The sequence below is a fragment of the Streptomyces gobiensis genome, from assembly GCF_021216675.1.
GTDB lineage: Bacteria > Actinomycetota > Actinomycetes > Streptomycetales > Streptomycetaceae > Streptomyces > Streptomyces gobiensis.
In genome coordinates, this window is record NZ_CP086120.1 from 5,380,606 (window position 1) to 5,399,758 (window position 19,153).

General features: G+C 70.7%; 18 protein-coding genes and 2 pseudogenes. 9 read left to right on the forward strand and 11 right to left on the reverse strand.

From position 1 onward, the window contains the following. Nucleotide 1: 1 nt before the first annotated feature. From test1122_RS25095 to test1122_RS25115, 5 genes are all read right to left on the reverse strand, one after another. Nucleotides 2-1,354, reverse strand: a complete 1,353-nt coding sequence (locus tag test1122_RS25095; protein ID WP_232272069.1) for an FAD-dependent oxidoreductase — start codon at nucleotides 1,352-1,354, stop codon at nucleotides 2-4. A 118-nt stretch (nucleotides 1,355-1,472) separates the two neighbouring features. Then, the gene (locus test1122_RS25100) at nucleotides 1,473-2,123 is read right to left on the reverse strand and encodes a TetR/AcrR family transcriptional regulator (protein ID WP_232271445.1); all 651 of its coding nucleotides are present in this window, start codon (nucleotides 2,121-2,123) and stop codon (nucleotides 1,473-1,475) included. Nucleotides 2,124-2,329: 206 nt separating this feature from the next. Continuing rightward, a complete protein-coding gene (locus tag test1122_RS25105; RefSeq protein WP_232271446.1) occupies nucleotides 2,330-3,271 on the reverse strand; it encodes a M56 family metallopeptidase in 942 nt (313 codons plus the stop codon). A gap of 87 nt (nucleotides 3,272-3,358) precedes the next feature. Then, nucleotides 3,359-3,871: a DUF5134 domain-containing protein gene (locus test1122_RS25110; protein ID WP_338423571.1), complete on the reverse strand. Its 513-nt coding sequence runs from the start codon at nucleotides 3,869-3,871 to the stop codon at nucleotides 3,359-3,361. A 163-nt stretch (nucleotides 3,872-4,034) separates the two neighbouring features. Further along, nucleotides 4,035-4,427 carry a VOC family protein gene (locus test1122_RS25115; protein WP_232271448.1) on the reverse strand — a complete coding sequence of 131 codons (393 nt, stop codon included), beginning with the start codon at nucleotides 4,425-4,427 and terminating at the stop codon, nucleotides 4,035-4,037. Between the two features lie 38 nt (nucleotides 4,428-4,465). On the opposite strand from test1122_RS25115, the gene test1122_RS25120 reads away from it, so the two are divergent. Next, nucleotides 4,466-5,023 carry a GNAT family N-acetyltransferase gene (locus test1122_RS25120; protein ID WP_232271449.1) on the forward strand — a complete coding sequence of 186 codons (558 nt, stop codon included), beginning with the start codon at nucleotides 4,466-4,468 and terminating at the stop codon, nucleotides 5,021-5,023. Here test1122_RS25120 and test1122_RS25125 read toward each other — a convergent pair. Then, the gene (locus tag test1122_RS25125) at nucleotides 5,007-5,690 is read right to left on the reverse strand and encodes a glycerophosphodiester phosphodiesterase (RefSeq protein WP_232271450.1); all 684 of its coding nucleotides are present in this window, start codon (nucleotides 5,688-5,690) and stop codon (nucleotides 5,007-5,009) included. The genes test1122_RS25120 and test1122_RS25125 overlap by 17 nt on opposite strands. Nucleotides 5,691-5,960: 270 nt before the next feature. Here test1122_RS25125 and test1122_RS25130 point away from each other — a divergent pair, with 270 nt between their 5' ends. The 4 genes from test1122_RS25130 to test1122_RS25145 all read left to right on the forward strand — a co-directional run bounded on the left by test1122_RS25130 (nucleotide 5,961) and on the right by test1122_RS25145 (nucleotide 9,543). Then, nucleotides 5,961-7,358: a DUF6421 family protein gene (locus test1122_RS25130; protein ID WP_232271451.1), complete on the forward strand. Its 1,398-nt coding sequence runs from the start codon at nucleotides 5,961-5,963 to the stop codon at nucleotides 7,356-7,358. After that, entirely contained in the window at nucleotides 7,355-8,155 is an 801-nt protein-coding gene (locus test1122_RS25135; protein WP_232271452.1) for an SDR family NAD(P)-dependent oxidoreductase, read from the forward strand. The genes test1122_RS25130 and test1122_RS25135 overlap by 4 nt, the downstream gene beginning before the upstream one ends. Continuing rightward, on the forward strand, nucleotides 8,134-9,213 hold the full coding sequence (locus test1122_RS25140) for a threonine aldolase family protein (RefSeq protein ID WP_232271453.1): 1,080 nt from the start codon (nucleotides 8,134-8,136) through the stop codon (nucleotides 9,211-9,213). Before test1122_RS25135 ends, test1122_RS25140 begins: the two co-directional genes overlap by 22 nt. Before the next feature lie 81 nt (nucleotides 9,214-9,294). Next, nucleotides 9,295-9,543 carry a DUF6332 family protein gene (locus tag test1122_RS25145; protein ID WP_232271454.1) on the forward strand — a complete coding sequence of 83 codons (249 nt, stop codon included), beginning with the start codon at nucleotides 9,295-9,297 and terminating at the stop codon, nucleotides 9,541-9,543. 260 nt (nucleotides 9,544-9,803) lie between these two features. On the opposite strand, the gene test1122_RS25150 is transcribed toward test1122_RS25145, so the two are convergent. Next, a complete protein-coding gene (locus test1122_RS25150; RefSeq protein ID WP_232271455.1) occupies nucleotides 9,804-11,033 on the reverse strand; it encodes a geranylgeranyl reductase family protein in 1,230 nt (409 codons plus the stop codon). A gap of 162 nt (nucleotides 11,034-11,195) precedes the next feature. Here test1122_RS25150 and test1122_RS25155 point away from each other — a divergent pair, with 162 nt between their 5' ends. Further along, on the forward strand, nucleotides 11,196-12,554 hold the full coding sequence (locus test1122_RS25155) for a dipeptidase (protein WP_232271456.1): 1,359 nt from the start codon (nucleotides 11,196-11,198) through the stop codon (nucleotides 12,552-12,554). Between the two features lie 397 nt (nucleotides 12,555-12,951). On the opposite strand, the gene test1122_RS25160 is transcribed toward test1122_RS25155, so the two are convergent. Both test1122_RS25160 and test1122_RS25165 read right to left on the reverse strand, forming a co-directional pair. After that, a complete protein-coding gene (locus test1122_RS25160; protein WP_232271457.1) occupies nucleotides 12,952-13,977 on the reverse strand; it encodes an NUDIX hydrolase in 1,026 nt (341 codons plus the stop codon). Between the two features lie 107 nt (nucleotides 13,978-14,084). Further along, a complete protein-coding gene (locus tag test1122_RS25165) occupies nucleotides 14,085-15,026 on the reverse strand; it encodes an ROK family protein (protein ID WP_232271458.1) in 942 nt (313 codons plus the stop codon). A 171-nt stretch (nucleotides 15,027-15,197) separates the two neighbouring features. Here test1122_RS25165 and test1122_RS25170 point away from each other — a divergent pair. Together test1122_RS25170 and test1122_RS25175 are read left to right on the forward strand one after the other, a co-directional pair. Then, a pseudogene (locus test1122_RS25170) lies at nucleotides 15,198-15,482 on the forward strand (LacI family transcriptional regulator); the annotation flags it as partial. A 51-nt stretch (nucleotides 15,483-15,533) separates the two neighbouring features. Then, nucleotides 15,534-16,166 carry an IS607 family transposase gene (locus tag test1122_RS25175; protein ID WP_277879916.1) on the forward strand — a complete coding sequence of 211 codons (633 nt, stop codon included), beginning with the start codon at nucleotides 15,534-15,536 and terminating at the stop codon, nucleotides 16,164-16,166. A 413-nt stretch (nucleotides 16,167-16,579) separates the two neighbouring features. Here test1122_RS25175 and test1122_RS25180 read toward each other — a convergent pair whose 3' ends face one another. After that, nucleotides 16,580-16,870 (reverse strand): hypothetical protein, encoded by a 291-nt coding sequence (locus tag test1122_RS25180; RefSeq protein ID WP_232271460.1) that lies wholly within the window; start codon nucleotides 16,868-16,870, stop codon nucleotides 16,580-16,582. A gap of 319 nt (nucleotides 16,871-17,189) precedes the next feature. On the opposite strand from test1122_RS25180, the pseudogene test1122_RS25185 reads away from it, so the two are divergent. After that, nucleotides 17,190-17,351, forward strand: a pseudogene (locus tag test1122_RS25185) (substrate-binding domain-containing protein); the annotation flags it as partial. Here the strand turns inward: test1122_RS25185 and test1122_RS25190 are convergent. Further along, complete coding sequence (locus test1122_RS25190) at nucleotides 17,352-19,136, reverse strand: serine/threonine-protein kinase (protein WP_232271461.1); 1,785 nt, start codon at nucleotides 19,134-19,136, stop codon at nucleotides 17,352-17,354. Nucleotides 19,137-19,153: the final 17 nt, after the last annotated feature.

A 19,153-nucleotide genomic window follows, 5' to 3' on the forward strand; every position in this document is an offset into this window, starting at 1 on the left:
CTCAGCGGTGACCGTCCGCCGCTGACAGCAGCCCGGACCAGTCCGGGATCTTCACCGTGGTACGCGACAGACTCCGCCCCAGCTCTGCCTCGGCCGCCTCGATCCCGAGCCAGCCGGGCCACTGAACGGGCTCCTGGCCCATCGCCCGCAGGGCGTCCAGCGGATCCTTGGAGGCCACCGGGCGGGCAGCGAGCGCGTCGGCGTCCGCCAGCAGTGAGGTCACGGTCTCCTTGGCACAGGGGCGGTTGGTGCCGATGACCCCGGTGGGCCCGCGCTTGATCCAGCCAGCGACATACTCGCCGGGTGAGGGCGCCCCCTCGCGCAGCACCCGGCCCTGGTCATGCGGCACCGTCCCGGTCGAGGCGTCGAAGGGCAGGCCGGGCAGCGGGCTGCCGCGGTAGCCGACGGAACGCAGCACCAACTGCGCCTCGATGTCCTCAAAGCGCCCCGTGCCGGCGACTCCGCCCTGCCCGTCCGGCGCCGTCCGCTCGAACCGCACCGCCCGCACCGCGCCCTCCTCCGCGCCGAGGACCGCCACGGGCCGCAGGAAGAAGCGCAGCTCGATACGGCGCGGCCGCCCCCGGGGCGGGGTCCCGGCCCAGTCGCGCAGCGCGGCCACATTGCGCCGGGCGACCGCGGGCAGCCCGTCGGGGTCCGCGTACCGTGGATCGAGCGCCAGCTCCGCCTCCCGTACGGTGGCGTCGGCGCCCGGCAGTGAGCCCAGCTCACGCAGCTCCTTGGTGGTGAACTTGGCCTGCGACGGTCCCCGTCGGCCCACCATGTGGATCTCGGTGACCGAGCCCGCCGCCAGGGCGTCCAGCGGCCCCTGCGGAATGTCGGTGCCGCGCAGCTCCTCGGTACCGCGCGCGAGGATCCGGGTCACATCGACGGCGACATTGCCGACCCCGATGACGACCGCGGACCGCGCCCCGAGGGCGAACCGGCCCGCCGCGGCATCCGGGTGGGCGCTGTACCAGGAGACGAAGTCGGTCGCTGAGTAGCTGCCCGGCAGGTCCTCGCCCGGGATGCCGAGCCGTCGGTCGGTCGCGGCGCCGACGCAGTAGACCACCGCCGGGTAGAGGCTGCGCAGCTCCTCGATGCCCACCCCGTCCGTACCGACCGGGACGTTCCCCAGGAAACGCACCCGGGGATCCTCCAGCACCCTGCGGAGATTGTTCTGCAGTGATTTGATCTTCTCGTGGTCGGGCGCCACGCCATAGCGGACCAGCCCATACGGGCAGGGCAGCCGGTCAAGCACGTCGATCGCCACCCCCGGGACCAGCTCCTGGTCAAGCAGGGACTGCGCGGCGTACACACCGCTGGGGCCCGAGCCGACAATGGCGACGCGCTGCAGAGGACTCACGGTCGGATTCCTTTCCGCCGGGTGATTCCAGCATCGCACTGGAACGGGACGTACGGGAGTACGCCAGCGGGATGCGTGATGACTCAGTCGCGTCCCGGCCCCCAGCTTCCTACCGCTGAATCCCCGCCGGGAGCGGTGGCGTACCGGCGGGCGGTGCCGCCTCTGGCGGGACACCCTGCCGCCAGTCCAGCCCGTAGCGGGCGAAGAGCTCCGCCCGCAGCCGTGACAGCGGCATCGGCGCGCCGGGCAGCAGTACGGCCACGACCGCGCCCATCAACAGGGCCCGCAGCAGCGGATAGTCGGTCTCCGGACTGGCTGAGCCATAACGCGCCACGGTGTCCCGCAGCAGCCCCGCGAGCCGCTGCTGCTCATCGCACTGGACAAAGCCGTCCTGCTGCAGAATCCCGGCCATATGTGTACGCATCAGCGTCGGGTGGTCCTGGGCCAGCCCCAGGATCGCGTCAATGGCCCGGGCCAGCAGCTCCCGCCCGGCATCCGGGCCAGTTGGCGCCGGCTCACGCCGGAGCGCGTCGGCGAGCGTCCGGTGCATCAGCCGGTGCACGGCGGACTGCAGCAAGTGCCGCTTGCCCGGGAAGTAATAGGACACCAGTCCCCGGGCTGCCCCGGCCCGGTCCGCTATATCACCGAGCGTGGTGGCTTCGTATCCGCGCTCACCCACGAGTTCGACCGTCGCTTGCAGCAGCCGTTCACGTGAGCGTCGGCGCAATTCTTCGTTGACCGAGGCGCTTCTGGGGGACATCCTGTAACTCCTGCGTTGACTGGCTGCGAGCCAATATACTCAGCGCGGCGCTGAGGGTGCCCAGTTGGGCACCCTCAGGCCAAGGCCGCCGGTCTTGGGTGACGCGGGGGATCACCCAAGGCCGGTTCTTCTCTGCCGTGTTTGGGTGTCAGCCGGATTATCCCGGCCCCGGGCAAGGGAAGTTACACAGCGGCGCCCTGGGGAGATCAGCCCAGGGCGGAGAGACCGGGAACGAACGCGACCAGCAGGGGAACGAGCGGCACCAGCGAGGCCAGGGCCGTCATCCGCAGCCGACGGGCCACCGGGAGCCGTTCGGCGGGGGACAGCAGCCGGTTGACCCGGTGCGGAAGCTGGGCGCGATGGGCCGGGCAGGGGCCGAAGACACCGCGGTCCTCATTGAGCCCGACCAGGGCCAGCGCCGTGGTCAGCCGCCCATGGCGGCGGGAGGCGCAGTCGTCGGCGGCCAGCTCGACCAGCCGGTGCATCTGGTGCCGGAACGCACGGAAGACCGGCACCCGCGGAAAGCCCGCGGCCAGCGCCGAGGAGCAGTGCAGCAGCCAGTCATGACGGGCCCGGACATGCCCCTCCTCATGGGCGAGTACGGCGTCCAGCTGCCGGCCCTTCAGCCGTCGCAGCGCGGCTGTGGTGACGATCAGCCGGGGCGCCGTACCGGGCAGCCACCAGGCATCGGGGTGCTCGCCCTCCAGGACGACCAGCCGCTCGTCGGAGCTCTCCTCCTCGCCGGGCAGCAACGGGGAACGCGTCCGCAGACCGATGCGGCGCCTGCGGCGCCGGGAGCGTGTGGCGCGTACCTCCCGGCTGAGCATGGCCGCCGTCCAGATCCCGCCGCCGAAGAGCAGCACCGCCAGCGCGGCGGCCCAGGGCTGGCCCTCGGCGGAGAGCGCGTAGGCCTCGATGACCTGCCGGGGCGCGGGAGCGAAGACCTGACCGCGTACGACCTGCCAGGCCTCGGCGGCACAGAGTGCCATCGCGAGCACACAGCACATCAGTACGGCCGCCACCACGCACTGCCACATCCACAGCGCGAGCACCGGCTCACGGTCCGGCCAGGAACTGCGGGCCAGGACGCGTGGTGCCAGCACCGCGGTCAGACCACCCAGAAGCAGGAGCGCGAGCGCGACCATCATGGCGCCAGACTAGGACCCGGCCGCTACCCGCGGGTACGGTCCGGCTGTCGAAGTGATGTATTCCTCACACCCCTCAGGCGTCAAGCCTCACAGCGTGATCAGCATGGCGAACATCCCCAGCGCCAGTGCCAGCCGGCCTGCGGTGGCCACTTCCGGTTGCCGCAGCACCCCGGCTGGGCCGGCCACGGGCGCCGGTGTGCGGACCGTCGTGGGCAGCAGCCGGACGCTGCAGCACAGGGTGTAGGCGGCGAAGTAGACCAGCAGCGCTCCGGTCAGCAGCGGGATGCCGCCCGCCGCCGGGGAGTGCCCGGAGTGCGGTGCGGTGGGCGCGGCGGCCATGGTGCCCGCCATATAGATCATGGCAAGCGCTTCCACCAGGTGGTGCAGCTGGTGGGGCGCCCCGGAGCACAGCAGCGTCAGCGACCACAATGCGGCCACCGCGAAGACCACCGCGAAGAGCAGCGGCGGAGGCGGCGCCACCGCTGAGGAGGGCACCGCCATCGTTGCCATGCCGAAGCCCATCAGCGCCTCAACCCCCGAGGCCTGCCGCTGCCTGGGGGTCTCCCGGCGGGTACGCAGCAGACAGTAGGTCCCAGCCATCCCGCACACCGCCACCAGTAACCAACCGACCAGCGCCGGCCCGTGCATACGCACCCTCCCCGCTCGGCTCCCGGGAGGATTCCCCGCCCCTTCCGGCACAGGGGAGCGCACAGCAGCAACGGGGGAGCGCGGCCCGTCAGACGCCGCAGTCAGATACGGGGTGTCAGGTGCCGGGCCGGTATCTGAGGGGATGGTCCGCGGGGATCTCCACTACACAGATGCGGACCTCATCCGGCGCGGCCAGCCACATCTCCACCAGCCCCCAGGGCTCCTTGACCGGCGGCCGGACCACCTCGACCCCCCGCGCCGAGAGCTCCTCATACGCCGCGGCCACATCGGCGACCTGGAGCCACAGCCGCAGCCCGGGACACATCGGTTCCTCGGCCCGGCCGGAGATCTCCAGAAACCCGCCGCCCAGAAAGTAGACGGTCCCGCGCTCGGGCCCGGTCCCGAACTCCCGGTGAACGGCGAGGCCCAGCGCCCGGCCGTAGAAGTCCCGGGCGGCCTCCGGATCGGTGGGCCGCAGCAGCACCCTGCTGCTCAGTACGTGCACCATGGACACGACTCTAGTGGCACCGCGTTAGGCTCCTGGCCATGGACGCCGCACACACCACCGAGCTGGATTTCCGGGACGCCACCGAGGACGACATCGCCGCGCTGGTCGCGCTGCTCGACTCGGCTTACCGAGGGGACGCCAGCCGGGCGGGGTGGACCACCGAGGCGGATCTGCTGGACGGGCAGCGCACCGATCCCGAGGGTGTGCGGGAGGTCATCACGGCTCCGCAGAGCCGGCTGCTCGTCGTGGCGAGCGGCGGTGAGCTGGTGGCCTGCTGCCAGCTGGCGCGGCGTGCGGACCCGGTGGGGGAGACGGCCGCGTACTTCGGGATGTTCGCCGTCCGCCCCGGGTTGCAGGGCAATGGCCTGGGCAAGCGGATCCTGGCCGAGGCGGAGCACACCGTACGGGCCGAGTGGGGCGCCCGGGAGATGCAGATGACGGTGATATCCGCCCGGGAGGACCTGATCGCCTGGTATGAGCGCCGCGGGTATGCCCGTACCGGAAAGATGATCCCCTTCCCGTACGGCGAGGAGCGCTTTGGCATCCCGCGCCGCCCTGACCTCCAGTTCGAGCTGCTGGTCAAGCCGCTCGGCTGACCGCCTCCCTGATGGCGGGCATATCGGTGATTACGCCGTCGAGCCCCAGCTCACGGGCGCGGGCCAGGTCCGCTGCCGAGTTGACCGTCCAGCTGATGACCTGGATACCCGCGGCGTGGCAGCGCTCCACGGTGTCGCTGTCCAGCTGGCACAGCTCGCAGGAGACCATGTACGCGCCAAGAGCCTGGGCGCGTTCCGGGGCCGTGGGTGTGGAGGTGCCGGTGACGAGCACGAGGGGCATCTTGGGCAGCAGCTGACGGGTCTGACGCAGCACCTCGTCATGGAAGGAGATCACGGTGACCCGCTGATGCAGGTCGCGCCGCTTGATCACCTCAGCGAGCGCCCGGGCCGCCGCGCGGTCCTTGATCTCGGCCTGGATGGGGGCCGTCACCGCGTCCACCACCTCTTCGAAAACCGGGATCCGCTCGCCCTGCCCCGCGTCCAGCTCGCGCAGCTCGGCGAGGGTGCGGTCGCTGATCAGGCCGGTGCCGTCGGTGGTGCGGTCCACCTCCGCGTCATGCATGACCACCAGCTCGCCGTCCTTGCTGAGATGCAGATCGAGCTCGATGGCGTCCATGCCCTCGAGCTCGGCCCGCCGGAAGGACCGCAGGGTGTTCTCCGGCTCGACACCCATCACCCCACGGTGACCGACGGTGAGTAGTGACACAGTGTGCTCGCTTCCGTGCGAAGGTCTGGCGGCGCATACGGTCCGTAGGCCTACGGACCGTATGCGCCGCCAGACTAACGGCCACCGGTCAACACCGGCTGAACAGCTCGCATCGCGATGGTGCGAAACTGCTGTCCCGGCGGGGTGAGGCAGGAAATTTTCTGTGTGACACATCTCTAAACCGGAGGATTTCCCGATGCTGGCCTTGAGTAAGGGAACGTCATATGCCTACGGTGTCGATACGCGACGTTCTCCCGTGGAGGGACAGTGATGACGGAGACCTTTTCGCCTGCGACAAACAAGGGCGGTGTTCTTCCCGCCGAGCCGGTGGTGTCTCACCCTGCCTGGAGTGAGCTCAAGGACGCCGTGGAGAAGATCCGGCCCTGGCAGTCCAAGGACGGCTCGATCGACCTAGAGGCCGAGGACGCGCCCACCCGGGACACCGTCGAGGCCGAGGTTGACCGTGTCATCGCCGCCATCGAGCGGATCGCTCCGCTGCTGCCGTACAACGACGCGTACCACCGGGCGCTCGTAGGTGACCTCCGCCGCTGGGCCGAGGGAGGCTTCGCCGTCCCCGACTTCCTGGACTCGCTGCTCGTCTTCCAGCCCGCTCAGCAGCGCGTCGACGGCCGCCAGCATCTGGTCGTCTTCCCGATGTACACCCAGAACGGCAACCCGGACCGCAACCTTGAGGCCGTCGTGCTGCGGATGGTCTGGCCCGACTGGCTCGCCGACCTGGAGCGCACCCGCTACGACAACCCGCTGTTCCTCGGCATCACCTTCGAGGACTTCACCAGCGGCTACGACACCAACTCCGCCGTGCTCTTCCCGGAGACCATCGCCGTACGCGAGGCGCCCGAGCGGTTCACCTGGGGAGGCATCTTCTGCGACCGCGAGGCCGCCCGCTTCCGCCGTGTCATCGATGCCGCCTGCGAGGTCACCAGCCTCGAACTCCCCGAGGAGGCCAAGGGCCTCCTCACCGACCAGGAGCGTGCCCAGCAGACCTTCGTCCTGTGGGACATGGTCCACGACCGCACCCACAGCCACGGTGATCTGCCCTTTGACCCCTTCATGATCAAACAGCGCCAGCCCTTCTGGATGTACGGGCTGGAGGAGCTGCGCTGTGACCTGACCGCCTTCCACGAGGCCGTCCAGCTGGAGGCCGACGGCTTCCCGCAGGGCCGCGATGTCCAGTACGCCGTCATACTGGAACGCCTCTTCCGCTTCCCTGTCACCGGCGAACGCAACCGCAACTACGACGGCCTCGGCGGCCAGCTCCTCTTCGCGTATCTGCACCAGAACGACGCGCTGCGCTGGCGGGACAACAAGCTCAGCATCGACTGGGACCGCGCCCGCGAGGTCACCGTACGGCTGCGCGAGGAGATCGAGACCCTCTACCGGGAGGGAATCGACCGGCCCAAGCTCGTGCACTGGCTCAAGGCCTACGAGCTGGTCTCCGCCTATCTCGCCCCGCACCCCGGATCGACCTGGGCCAAGGGCCCGGAGGCGCTGGATCTGAGCCTGCCACCGCGCAAACTCGTGGACGCGGTGCACCCGGATGAGTTTCCGCTGAGCATGTTCTACGAGGCACTTGCGAGGAAACTCCGTGGAGTGATCGCCTCCACCAAGGGCATCACCGCCGACAGCGCCGCACTCGCGGCGGCATGAGCATCAGAAAAGAGGAGGCGAGGAGCATGAGTACTGCGACCCCGGGCAACGGAAACGGCGGACCGCTCGAAGGTGCGGTAGTGGCCGTGGCCGGTGCGGGCGGGCCCGCCGGACACGCGGCGCTGCTGCGTCTCGCCGAGGCGGGTGCCGTCGTGGTGGGATGCGACTCCGACCCCGAGCGGCTGGCGCAGGGCGTGGACGCCGCGCGGGACGCCCACGGTGGGGCCACCGTCATCGGTGACACCGTTGATCTGCTCAACCTGGAGGAGACCCGGGAATGGGCTCAGCGGACCGAGAAGGAGTTCGGCCGCGTCGACGGACTGGTGCACCTGGTGGGCGGCTGGCGCGGCTCGGCGACCTTCGCCGAAACCGACCTCGCCGACTGGGATGTCCTGGAGAAACTGCTGATCCGGACCGTTCAGCACACCTCGCTGGCCTTCGAAGGCCCCCTGAACCGCAGTGGCAACGGCCGCTTTCTGCTGATCAGCGCCGCAGGCGCGAGCAAGCCCACCGCGCCCAACGCCGCCTACGCCGCCGCCAAGTCCGCCGCCGAGGCCTGGACCCTGGCGCTGGCCGACGCCTTCCGGAAGACCGGGGGCGAGGAAGGTCCGCACGCCGCGGCTGCCATCTTGATTGTGAAGGCGCTGGTGCACGACGCGATGCGGGCCGAGCGACCCAACGCCAAGTTCGCGGGCTTCACGGATGTCAAGGAGCTGGCCGAGGCCATCATTGGGACATGGAGCAAGCCCACCCAGGAAGTGAACGGAAACCGACTGTGGCTCACACCCCAGCCGTAAGGACCGACGCCCAGCGCCATCACGACCCTGAGGTGCGCGGCTTCGCCAGCGATAACTACGCGGGCGCGCACCCGGAGATCCTGGCCGCCCTCGCGCTGGCCAACGGCGGCCACCAGACCGCCTACGGCGGTGATGAGTACACCGAACATCTGCAGCAGGTCATACGCCGGCACTTCGGGGCGCGTGCCCAGGCCTTCCCGGTGTTCAACGGCACCGGCGCCAACGTCGTCGCCCTCCAGTCGGTCACGGACCGCTGGGGGGCGGTGATCGCCGCCGATACCGCCCACATCCATGTCGATGAGTGCGGCGCCCCCGAACGGGTGGGCGGACTGAAACTGCTCACCGTGCCCACCGAGGACGGCAAGCTCACCCCCGAGCTCATCGACCGGGAGGCCTACGGCTGGGACGACGAACACCGCGCCATGCCCCAGGTCGTCTCCATCGCCCAGAACACCGAGCTGGGCACCCTCTACACCCCCGACGAGATCCGGGCCATCTGCGAGCACGCCCATGAGCGCGGCATGGTGGTACACCTCGACGGCGCACGGATCGCCAACGCCGCGGCCGCCCTCGATGTGCCGATGCGCGCCTTCACCAACGTGGTGGGCGTGGACATCCTGTCGCTGGGCGGCACCAAGAACGGCGCGCTCTTCGGCGAGGCGGTCGTCGTCCTCAACCCGGACGCGGTACGGGCGATGAAGCATCTGCGCAAGCTGTCCATGCAGCTCGCTTCCAAGATGCGCTTTGTCTCCGTACAGCTTGAAGCGCTGCTCGCGGGCGATCTGTGGCTGCGCAACGCACGGCACGCCAACGCCATGGCCGCTCGGCTCGCCGAGGGCGTACGCGCCGTGGACGGTGTGGAGATTCTTCACCCCGTCCAGGCCAACGCGGTCTTCGCCCGGCTCCCGCACGATGTCAGTGAACGTCTCCAGAAGCGCTACCGCTTCTACTTCTGGGATGAAGCCGCAGGCGATGTCCGCTGGATGTGCTCCTTCGATACGACCGAGGATGACGTGGACGGCTTCCTGGCGGCCCTCCGGCAGGAGATAGCCAAGTAGCCAGGCGGGCGGCGGCGTTAGTCTTGCGGCACGCCTTGGCGCCGCTCGGCGCGGGGGCCGGGACAACGGGGAGAGGATGCTGTGACTGTACGGACGCGGGCTGAACGGGACGCCACCACAGTCGAGATGGTCTACGCCTTCGTGAGCGCTATCGTGCTGGCGGGTCTCGCCGCCCTCCTCGTGGCCGCCCCCGCGCTGTTCGCCGCTGCCCCGGGCCCCTGGCTCTCGGCCGCGCCATGGGTAGCGTGGGCCGTGTTCCTCACTCGGGTGCCGTATGTGCTGCTCCGCTGGCAGCGGCGGCAGCCCAGCCAGCCGGGGCGGGGGCGGTGAGCGGGGACACCACCGGACTGCGGGCGGCGGAGAACTGCGGCTGGGCGGGATGACGAGGGGTTTACGGCCACCGAGGTCCCGGACGACGCGAAGCCCGAGCTGTGCTGCGCGCCTGTCTGCGCCGCTGGAGGGCCGAGGTCGCCAGGGCTTCAAGGACGACGGCATTGGCCTGGATGCCACCTGAGCAGTGGCGCGCGGTCGCGCACCACTATCCCGTCTTCGCGTATCCCGTCTTCACGGCCGACTTCCGTCAGTAACCGTTACCGCGGCCGGTCCAGGGCCTCCAGCGACCGCCGGGCCATCGGGTGGCTCCGCACGATCTCGGCCAGGGTCGTCGACCCACGGGTGATCTTCGCAAAGGCGTTCCAGGCCGGACGGAAGCCGGTGAGCGCCGCGTGCAGCAGCCCGGGACGGCGGGAGAAGACCGTGAGCATCCGACGGCCGACCCCCATCTCCACTCCCAGCCCGGCCTTGATGGCGAAGGCGTAGTTGAGCGCCTGCCGACGGGCGTCGACCGCGTCGTGCGACTCGGCCATCCGGACCGCCCACTCGCCTGCCAGCCGTCCGGAGCGCAGCGCGAAGGAGATGCCCTCCCGGGTCCAGGGCTCGAGCAGCCCGGCCGCGTCACCGCACACCAGCACCCGGCCCCGGGACAGCGGGGAGTCATCGGCGCGGCAGCGGGTCAGATGGCCGGAGGAGACGCTGGGTTCAAAGCCAGCCAGGCCCAACCGCGCGGTGAAGTCCTCCAGATAGCGCTTGGTGGCCGCGCCGTCGCCCCGCGCGGAGATCACGCCGACGGTCAGGGTGTCGCCCTTGGGGAACACCCAGCCGTAGGAGCCGGGCAGTGGACCCCAGTCGATCAGTACCCGGCCCGCCCAGTCCTCAGCGACGGTGGACGGCACCGGGATCTCGGCCTCCAGGCCCAGATCCACCTGCTCCATCTTCACCCCGACATGAGCTCCTATCCGGCTGGCGCTGCCATCCGCGCCGACCACCGCCCGCGCCAGCAGCGTCTCCCCGCTGGAGAGCACGATCGCGACGGTACGCCGGTCGGGCACGGCCGGACCGTGCTGCTCAACCCGGGAGACAGTCGCGCCGGTACGCAACTCGGCACCGGCCTTCTGGGCCGCCTCGACCAGTCCCTGGTCAAACTCCGAGCGGTCGATCAGCCCGAAGAGCGTATGTCTGGAACGGCGTGTACGGGACAGCTTGCCGTCCAGCGAGAAGGTCACCGCATGCACCCGCTCCCGCAACGGGAGTTCGAAGCCGGGCGGCAGCGCGTCCCGGGAGGGTCCGATGATGCCGCCGCCACACGTCTTGTAGCGCGGCAGCTCCGCCTTCTCCAGCAGCAGTACCCGGCGGCCCGCGACCGCCGCGGCGTGGGCGGCGGACGCCCCGGCCGGGCCCGCGCCCACTACGGCCACATCCCAGACCACGCTGGACCCGGCTCCGCTGCCGTCGGCTGCGCCTGCGGTGTTCTCGCTGCTCACGATCTGTTTCTGCTCCCGCTCGACCGACCGCTTCTGGTTACCGCGGCATCCTACGACCCACGGCCGCACACCTTCCCTGTGGGAGGATCGGCAGCGTTCGCCCTGCGTCCCGTAATCCCGTACGTCCGGACATAACGCAGCACACCCAAGGAGCGTTCCCCCATGGCGCACAGAGCACTGGCGGCCACCGTCGCGTCGCTGATGCCACAGGCCCGCACCGAGCTGGCCGAGCTGGTCCGCTATCAGTCGGTGGCGGATCCCGAGCAGTTCCCCAGGAGCGAGTGCGAGGCTGCCGCCAGCTGGGTCGCCGACGCGCTGCGTGCCGAGGGCTGCACGGATGTCGCTGTGCTGGACACCCCGGACGGCACCCAGTCCGTCTACGGCTCTCTCCCCGGCCCGGCCGGTGCGCCGACCGTCCTGCTCTACGCCCACTACGATGTCCAGCCGCCACTGGATGAGCAGGCCTGGCTCTCCCCGCCGTTCGAGCTGACCGAGCGGGACGGCCGCTGGTACGGCCGTGGCACCGCCGACTGCAAGGGCGGTCTGATCATGCATCTGATCGCGCTGCGCGCGCTCAGGGCGAACGGCGGCGTCCCGGTCAGCGTCAAGGTGATCGTCGAAGGATCGGAGGAGCAGGGCACCGGAGGTCTGGAGCGGTACGCGGAGGCACACCCGGAGCTGCTGGCCGCCGACACCGCCGTCATCGGCGACTCCGGCAACTTCCGGGCCGGACTGCCAACCGTCACCGCCATCCTGCGCGGTCTGGTGGTCCTGCGGATCCAGGTGGACACCCTCGAAGGCAACCTGCACTCCGGCCAGTTCGGCGGCGCCGCACCGGACGCTCTCGCGGCCCTCATCCGGACTCTCGACTCGCTGCGCGCCGAGGACGGTTCGACCGCCGTGGACGGGCTGGCCGCCGACGCGTCCTGGGACGGGCTGCAGTATCCGGAGGACGACTTCCGGCAGGACGCCAAGGTCCTCGACGGTGTGCGGCTGACCGGCTCCGGCACGATCGCCGACCGCATCTGGGCCCGTCCTTCCGTCACGGTGCTCGGCATCGACTGCCCGCCGGTCGTCGGCGCCACTCCATCGGTACAGGCCAGCGCCCGGGCGCTGGTCAGCCTGCGGGTGCCGCCGGGCCTGGAAGCGGGCGAGGCCAGCAAGCTGCTCACCGCCCACCTGGAGGCTCACACTCCCTGGGGCGCCCACGTCGCCGTGGAACCGGTGGGCCAGGGCCAGCCGTTCCGCGCGGACACCGGCAGCCCGGCGTACACGGCGATGGCCGAGGCCATGCGGGAGGCGTATGACGGCGCCGAGATGGCCATCGCCGGGCAGGGCGGCTCGATACCGCTGTGCAACACGCTTGCCGCGCTCTATCCGGAGGCGGAGATCCTGCTCACCGGGCTCAGCGAGCCGCAGGCGCAGATCCACGCGGTGAACGAGAGCGTTTCCCCGGAGGAACTGGAACGAATGTCGCTCACCGAAGCGCTGTTCCTGCAGAAGTACGCCAACAGCTGGTGATTTACCCCAACCCCACCCCTTCCCGAAACTGGGGGCTGACGCCCCCAGACCCCACCCGCGTTGTGGGCACTCTCCCCCAGCTAACGCTGGGAGGTGCCCCCAGCCCCGCGAGGGGCGTGGGCCCGCCCTGCTACGCAACCATCCACCCGCACCAGCCACGACGCTCCGGCCCACCCCGGGGCGGAGCTCGCGACGCTTGGTGGGCACAACCCCGGCCACCGGCCCGCACCGGGCCACCCCCGGGGCCCCGGGGCGAAGCCCCGGTTTCCGGGAAGGTGGGGGCACCTCCCAGCGGTAGCTGGGGGAGGGATACGGGGATACCCACCCCCGGCACGGGTGGTCGCGCTGGACCTGGCCCAGCACCGGGGCACCCTGCCCGCACCCCTTGAGCCGTGGGTCATGGGAGCCCCACCGGGGCGCCCGCCTCAAGGTTGAGCGGGCGCCCCCACGCACGCGCCCGCAACGCCCACCGCAGCCGCTCCAACCGCACCGGCGGCAAGAGATCCGCGGCCTCGTCCTCCCGCACAAAGCGCCAGTCCCGCAGCTCCGCCCCCGGCAGCAGCATCTCCCGGGCGGCCTCCCCAGCGAGCCGGCCGCCGTCAAAGAGCAGCCGCAACCCGCCGAAGCCGGGTGGCCGGGGAGGCTCCCAGTCCACCACCAGCAGCCGTGGTTCGCTCTCCAGCCGCAGCCCCAACTCCTCAGCGACCTCCCGCAATCCGGCCCGGGCGGGCGGCTCGCCGGGTTCGACGATTCCGCCGGGGAATTCCCAGCCGGGCTTGTACGTGGGGTCCACGAGAAGCACCCGGTCTTCCTCGTCGAACAGCAGCACCCCGGCCGCCACGGTCTCGGCGGTCGGCTCAGGAGTCTGTACGATGTCGCACGCACCTACACCCTCCCGGACGCCCTCGGCGACTGTCTCGGCGGTCTCCCGCGGGGTGAGACCGGTGGTGTCGACGGTGTACGCGTCAGCGGTCAGCCAGGGCAGCGCGTCCGCGTACGGCTTGAGGTGGCTCAGACACCAGGTTCGCGTCGATTCGCCGTCCACCGCGGCCCGTTCGTCTATCCGGGCGCGGAGGATCGTTTCGTCCGCGTCAAGCAGAAAATGCCGGACTGGGATCCGCCGGGCGGCCAGTGCTCCGAAGATCTCATCCCGGTACCCCTGGCTCAGCAGGGTCATGGGAGTGACCAGCGGCCCCGGCACCTCGGTGAGGAGAGCCGCCGCGGTGTCCACGACCAGCCGCCGCCAGGACGGCAGTTCCTGGAAGTCGTCGATCTGTCCAAGCCGTTCCTTGGGCAGCATCTTCCGCAGCCCCGAGCCGACCAGCTCTGGGTCGTACAGGGTGCTGTCGGGGAGCAGTTGCACGAGTTCCTGAGCCGCAGTGGTCTTGCCGGCGCCGAAGGCGCCGTTCAGCCAGACGATCACGGTTCCCCCTCTTCCGTCGCCCCCCGTTCAGTGCCCGGTACACCCTGCCACGGAAACGCGCCGGGCTCAGCGGTGCATGCGCCGGGCGTGCGCGATGCCGGGGGTGGTCAACGGCGCACCGTGGTCAGGGCGCGGCAGGCAACCGCCGCCCCAACCAGCCCCGCGTCCGTGCCGATCCGGGCCGGGACGACCTCCAGACCGCGTACGAAGGACAAGGTGGCGTAGTCGTCCAGGGCTTGGCGCAACGGGGCGAAAAGCACGTCACCCGCCTGTGCCACGCCCCCGCCGAGCACCGCGATATCGATCTCAACGAGCGCCGCGGTGGCGGCGATCGCGGCCGCCAGGGCGCGGGCGGCCCGTGCGAAGGAGGCCCGGGCCGCTGGATCGCCCGACCGGGCCGCGGCGGCGACCGCGGCGGCGCTGGTGTCGGAGTCCGGAGCAGGACGCCAGCCAGCCGCGAGCGCACGACGGGCGATATTGGGCCCGCTGGCGATACGTTCGACGCAGCCGCGCCCTCCGCAGGGGCATCGGTCTCCGTCCAGCTCGACGCTCATATGGCCAATGTGGCCCGCGTTGCCCGTCGGCCCCGTCAGTGGTCGCCCGCCGAGAACGAGCCCGCCGCCCACTCCGGTGGAGACCACCATGCACAGGGCGTTGTCATGGCCGCGCGCGGCACCCTGTGCGTGCTCGGCGGCGGTCATCGCCACCCCGTCGCCCACCAGGGTGACCGGGAGCTCCCCGACGCTCCGCCGCACACCCTCGACCAGGGGGAAGTCGCGCCAGCCCGGGATGTTGACCGGGCTGACGGTGCCCCGTCGGGAGTCAACCGGTCCGGCGCTGCCGATCCCCAGGGCGGCGACCTCCCGCCACCGCACCCCGGCGCGCAGCTCTTCCAGGACCTCGGAGACGGCGCGCAGCACCCTCTCCCCGGACTCCTGGGAGGGGGTGGGCCGCTCAGCCCGCAGACACAGCTCGCCGCCGCCGTCCACCAGGGCCCCAGCGATCTTGGTGCCCCCGATATCCAGGGCGGCGACGAGATCGGTGTCCATGGCGGCCAAGTTTCACCCGGGCCGACAACGTTGTCCAGCTTCCCCTGGCCAGGCCGTCCAGGCCGTATGCTCGGCTGCGACAGCCGCACCGACGCAGGACGGGACCGCAGCGGCCGCTACCGCACGCCCCGCCGACGCAGCCCAGGGCCGCTACGGAAACCGCCCCACCGCGTCACACCGGACACCGAACGCCGGGTCACGGACGCGATCACCGTGCTGGGCTTCCGCCGTAATGACAGCGCCCGGGTGCTGCGCAAGGGCCGCACCGCGGCCATCGGCTTGGTCCTGGAAGATCTCGCTGACCCTTTCTACGGACCGCTGGGCCGGGCCGTGGAAGAGGTCGCCCGGGCCCATGGGGCGCTGCTCATCAATGGCTCCAGCGCCGAGGATCCAGCGCGGGAACGGGAGTTGGCGCTCGCCTTCTGCGCCCGCCGGGTAGGAAGCTGCGTCTTGCTTGATTGGCCATGCTTGGTCATTGCGGGATAAGTTGCCGGGATGGATCAAGAGATGGTTTCGGCGACACGGGCAGCCAGGATTCTGGGTGTGTCGACGCGGACGCTGCGCAGGTATACGGCTTCTGGGGTGCTGGCGGACCGCAGGTCGCCGGGTGGCAAGCGCATCTTCTCCGTGGTGGAGCTGGAAGCGCTTCGCAGCGAGAAGGGCCAGCTGCCCGATGTCGAAGGCGTGGTCATCTACGGTCGTGTGTCCTCGCAGCGCCAGCGCGTCGAGGGAGACCTTGACCGGCAGATGGCCCGGTTGCGGGAGGCCGCAGGCGGCCGACCAGTGGTCGGCGAGTTCTTCGATGTCGCCTCGGGGCTGTCGGACCAGCGCCGCGGGCTGCACCGAGCGTTGACGTTGTGCCAGCGGCCGGAGGTGTCGGTGCTGCTGGTCGAGCACGAGGAACGCCTGGCCCGGTTCGGGGCCGGCGTCATACGAGACGTCATGCTGCCGGCGTTCGGTGTCGCCCTGGAGGTCGCCGGGGTGGATGAGAATCTGGACGCTTCGCAGGAGTCGGAGCTGGCCAAGGACATGCTGGCGGTCGTCACTTCGTTCTCCGGCAGGTTGTACGGGCAGCGGTCCGCGAAAGCGCGGGCGCTCACCAGGTGCGTCAAGTCCGCTATTGTTCAGCCGGATTTGTAGGACTTGCTTGGTCAACGGGTAGTAGTGTGGTCTTGAGTTGAGAGGAGGCCAGCGAGTGGCGCGTAAGAAACGTGGAAAGCGTCTGCGTGTCCTGGCTGACCCATTCACCGTCTCGGCCCCGTCCGGTGCCCGCATACGGGACCGACTCCACGTCAGTGACGCTGATGCTGAGGTACTTGAGCTGGTCGGCCAGCACCTCGGTCACCATCAGCGGGCTGATCTCGCCCGTCGTGTCGGGATCGGCAAGGTCCCGGCGAAAGACAACCAGCGCACCGAGCGGAAACGCGAGCTGACCAAGCAGTCCTCTTCGCGTATGGCGGGGGCGATGACCCGCGCCTCGGAGGACCAATACCAACTCTCGCTGCGGTGCCTGTACGACGAGGCGTCGAACCTGCGGCGGGCGATCCGCACCATCACGCGCCGCCTGGCGGTGCCGTGCGGCAGGAAGAAGGGCAAGGTCCGCGGATGCAAGGACCAGGCCGAGGTTCCAGAAGCAGCGCCGTGTGCAGGCCCTCAAAGCCCGGCTCGCCCGCGTCGAGCAGCGCATCCAGGACGGTCGGCCAAGCATTGTGGTCGGCGGCCGTCGCCTGGCGAAGACCCGGCACAACCTGGCAGACGCCCAGCTCACCGAGCAGCAGTGGCGCGAACGCTGGGACGCGGCCCGCCTGTTCCTCACCGCCGACGGCGAGTCCGGGGCGCCGCACGGGAACTACACCATCTGCGTCGACCCGAACGACGGGTCGGTGACGATCGTGCTGCCCGAGCCGCTGCGGCACCTGGCGAACGCCCCGCGTGGCCGGTACCGGCTGGTCTGCACGGTGCAGTTCTCGCACCGCCGTGCGGAGTGGCTCGACCGCGTGGGCGCGAACCGGGCCGTCCGCTACGACATCGTGTACGACCCTGAGCGTGGGCGCTGGTACCTGGATGCGTCCTGGTCCGGGGATAAGGCCGTCCTGCCGACGCCGGAGGAAATCCGAGAGTTCGGTGAGCGCCTGATTGGCGTCGATCTCAACGCTGATCACCCCGCCGGTCACCGTGGTCGCCAAGGACGCCGCGCGGCTGGGGCAGCAGGCCGCCAAGCTGCTCTTCCGGCGGCTGGACGGTGCCGAGGACGCGCCACGGCGGCTGGTGTTGCCCACCAGGCTGATACCGCGCGGCTCCGGTGAGCTGCCGCCGCACCGCTGATCAGCAGACGGGCAGGCCGGGGACAGGGGCGTCATTGTCCCCGCCCTTGATGTAGACATCGCTGACGTACACGTTCTGGTTACCGCTGTCGTCGTCGGTCCGCGCCCACCAGACATTGGTCCACTCGCCATAGGTCTCGCGGTAGGACAGCTTCTTCTGGCAGTAGAAGTAGTTGGTGCCCGCGTAGAGCGTGCCTGCCTTCTGATGCGCGGCGTCATAGGAGTCGGCGGTGCGCCATACCTCGCAGTTGTACTTGCCGCCGCCGATGGCGGTGCAGGAGGGCTTGGGCGAGCTGCCGCCTGATGATCCGCCGCCGCTGCCGCCGCTTGTGGTGGTGCCGCCGGAGTCAGAACCCGAGGAGCCACCGCTGCCGTTGCTCCCCCCGGCGGTGTCCCCGGACTCCCCACCGGTGTCACCGTCACTGCCGTCTCCGCCATCGTCACCACCGCCACCGCTGTTGTCCTCACCGCTGGTGGAGCCCGCCGCTACGGCCGGGACCTGGCTCGGCGAGGTGAGGTCCTCAACGGGAGACGTCGTGGGCCGGTCGGGACGGTCGGCCGTGCCCGTGCCGCCCTCCGGCCGCCCCTTCGGGGCAGAGCTTTCTTCGTCGGTGGATGAGGACCCGGCCGCCGCCTCGGTCCTGCCGTCGCCGCCGGTACGGCCGACCACGGCATAGGTCACGCCCGCCCCGACAAGGAGCACGGCGGCGACAGCGGCTGCCACCAGCACCTTGCTGCGGCGCCCGGCCGGGCGGGCGGGTATGGAGCCACGGCCGGCATCCTGTCCGGGTGGCGGTACGGGTGGCGGTACGGGGGGCCCGAAGGCACCCTGCGGCGGGCGTCCACCGGCGTCCCGGACGGTTGGCTCATACGGCACCGCGGCGGCCGGGGCACGGCGGCCGGTCCGCAGCGTGGCGTTGCCGGGGGCGTCCTCCGCCACGACCGCGGCCAGCAGCGCGGCCGCGCGTTCGGCGTCGGGGCGGCGCGCCGGATCCTTGTGCATCAGCTCCCGCAGCACCGGCCCCAGCGCCCCGGCCCGGCGCGGCTCCGGCAGCGGCTCCACGACGATCGCGTTGAGCGTCGACCAGGTGGAGGTCCGGCGGAACGGTGATACGCCCTCAACGGCCGCGTAGAGCGTGGCACCGAGCGCCCAGACATCCGAGGCCGGGCCCGGCTCCTCGCCCCGGGCCCGCTCCGGGGCCAGGTAGTCCAGCGAGCCGACCAGCTCGCCACTGCGGGTGAGCCGGGTGTCGGGGCTGTCGCTGGTCTCCTCCATGGTGGCGATGCCGAAGTCGGTCAGTACCACCCGGCCGCCGTCCTCCAGCAGGATGTTGCCGGGCTTGACGTCCCGGTGCAGCACTCCGGCGCGGTGCGCGGCGGCGAGCGCGTCCAGCACCTTGGCGCCTATAGCGACGGCCTCGGCCGGGCCGAGGGCGCCACGCTGCCGCAGGACATCGTCCAGCGATGGCCCGTCGACCAGCTCCATGACGATGACCGGGCGGCCCTCGTGCTCGGTGACATCGTGTACGGCGATGACCCCGGGGTGCCGGACCCGGGCGGCGGCCCGTGCCTCGCGCTGCATCCGTCGCTGCCTGTCGGCGAGTTCGGGACCGGTGGCGTTGCTGAAGGTACGCAGCTCCTTGACCGCTACCTCGCGTCCGAGAACCTCATCCACGGCCCGGCAGACCACGCCCATACCGCCACGTCCGAGCTGGCCGACCACCCGGTACCGTCCCGCCAGCAGCCTGCCGCTGTCCTCCGGACCGTGCTTCCCCGTTGTCGCCACCGCTGGATCCCCTTGTC

Bases quoted from the DNA above. Each gene is read 5' to 3' on its own strand.
- test1122_RS25100 (WP_232271445.1), bottom strand. From the start codon at position 2,123: ATGTCCCCCAGAAGCGCCTCGGTCAACGAAGAATTGCGCCGACGCTCA.
- test1122_RS25105 (WP_232271446.1), bottom strand. From the start codon at position 3,271: ATGATGGTCGCGCTCGCGCTCCTGCTTCTGGGTGGTCTGACCGCGGTG.
- test1122_RS25110 (WP_338423571.1), bottom strand. From the start codon at position 3,871: ATGGCTGGGACCTACTGTCTGCTGCGTACCCGCCGGGAGACCCCCAGG.
- test1122_RS25115 (WP_232271448.1), bottom strand. From the start codon at position 4,427: ATGGTGCACGTACTGAGCAGCAGGGTGCTGCTGCGGCCCACCGATCCG.
- test1122_RS25120 (WP_232271449.1), top strand. From the start codon at position 4,466: ATGGACGCCGCACACACCACCGAGCTGGATTTCCGGGACGCCACCGAG.
- test1122_RS25130 (WP_232271451.1), top strand. From the start codon at position 5,961: ATGACGGAGACCTTTTCGCCTGCGACAAACAAGGGCGGTGTTCTTCCC.
- test1122_RS25135 (WP_232271452.1), top strand. From the start codon at position 7,355: ATGAGCATCAGAAAAGAGGAGGCGAGGAGCATGAGTACTGCGACCCCG.
- test1122_RS25155 (WP_232271456.1), top strand. From the start codon at position 11,196: ATGGCGCACAGAGCACTGGCGGCCACCGTCGCGTCGCTGATGCCACAG.
- test1122_RS25165 (WP_232271458.1), bottom strand. From the start codon at position 15,026: ATGGACACCGATCTCGTCGCCGCCCTGGATATCGGGGGCACCAAGATC.
- test1122_RS25175 (WP_277879916.1), top strand. From the start codon at position 15,534: ATGGTTTCGGCGACACGGGCAGCCAGGATTCTGGGTGTGTCGACGCGG.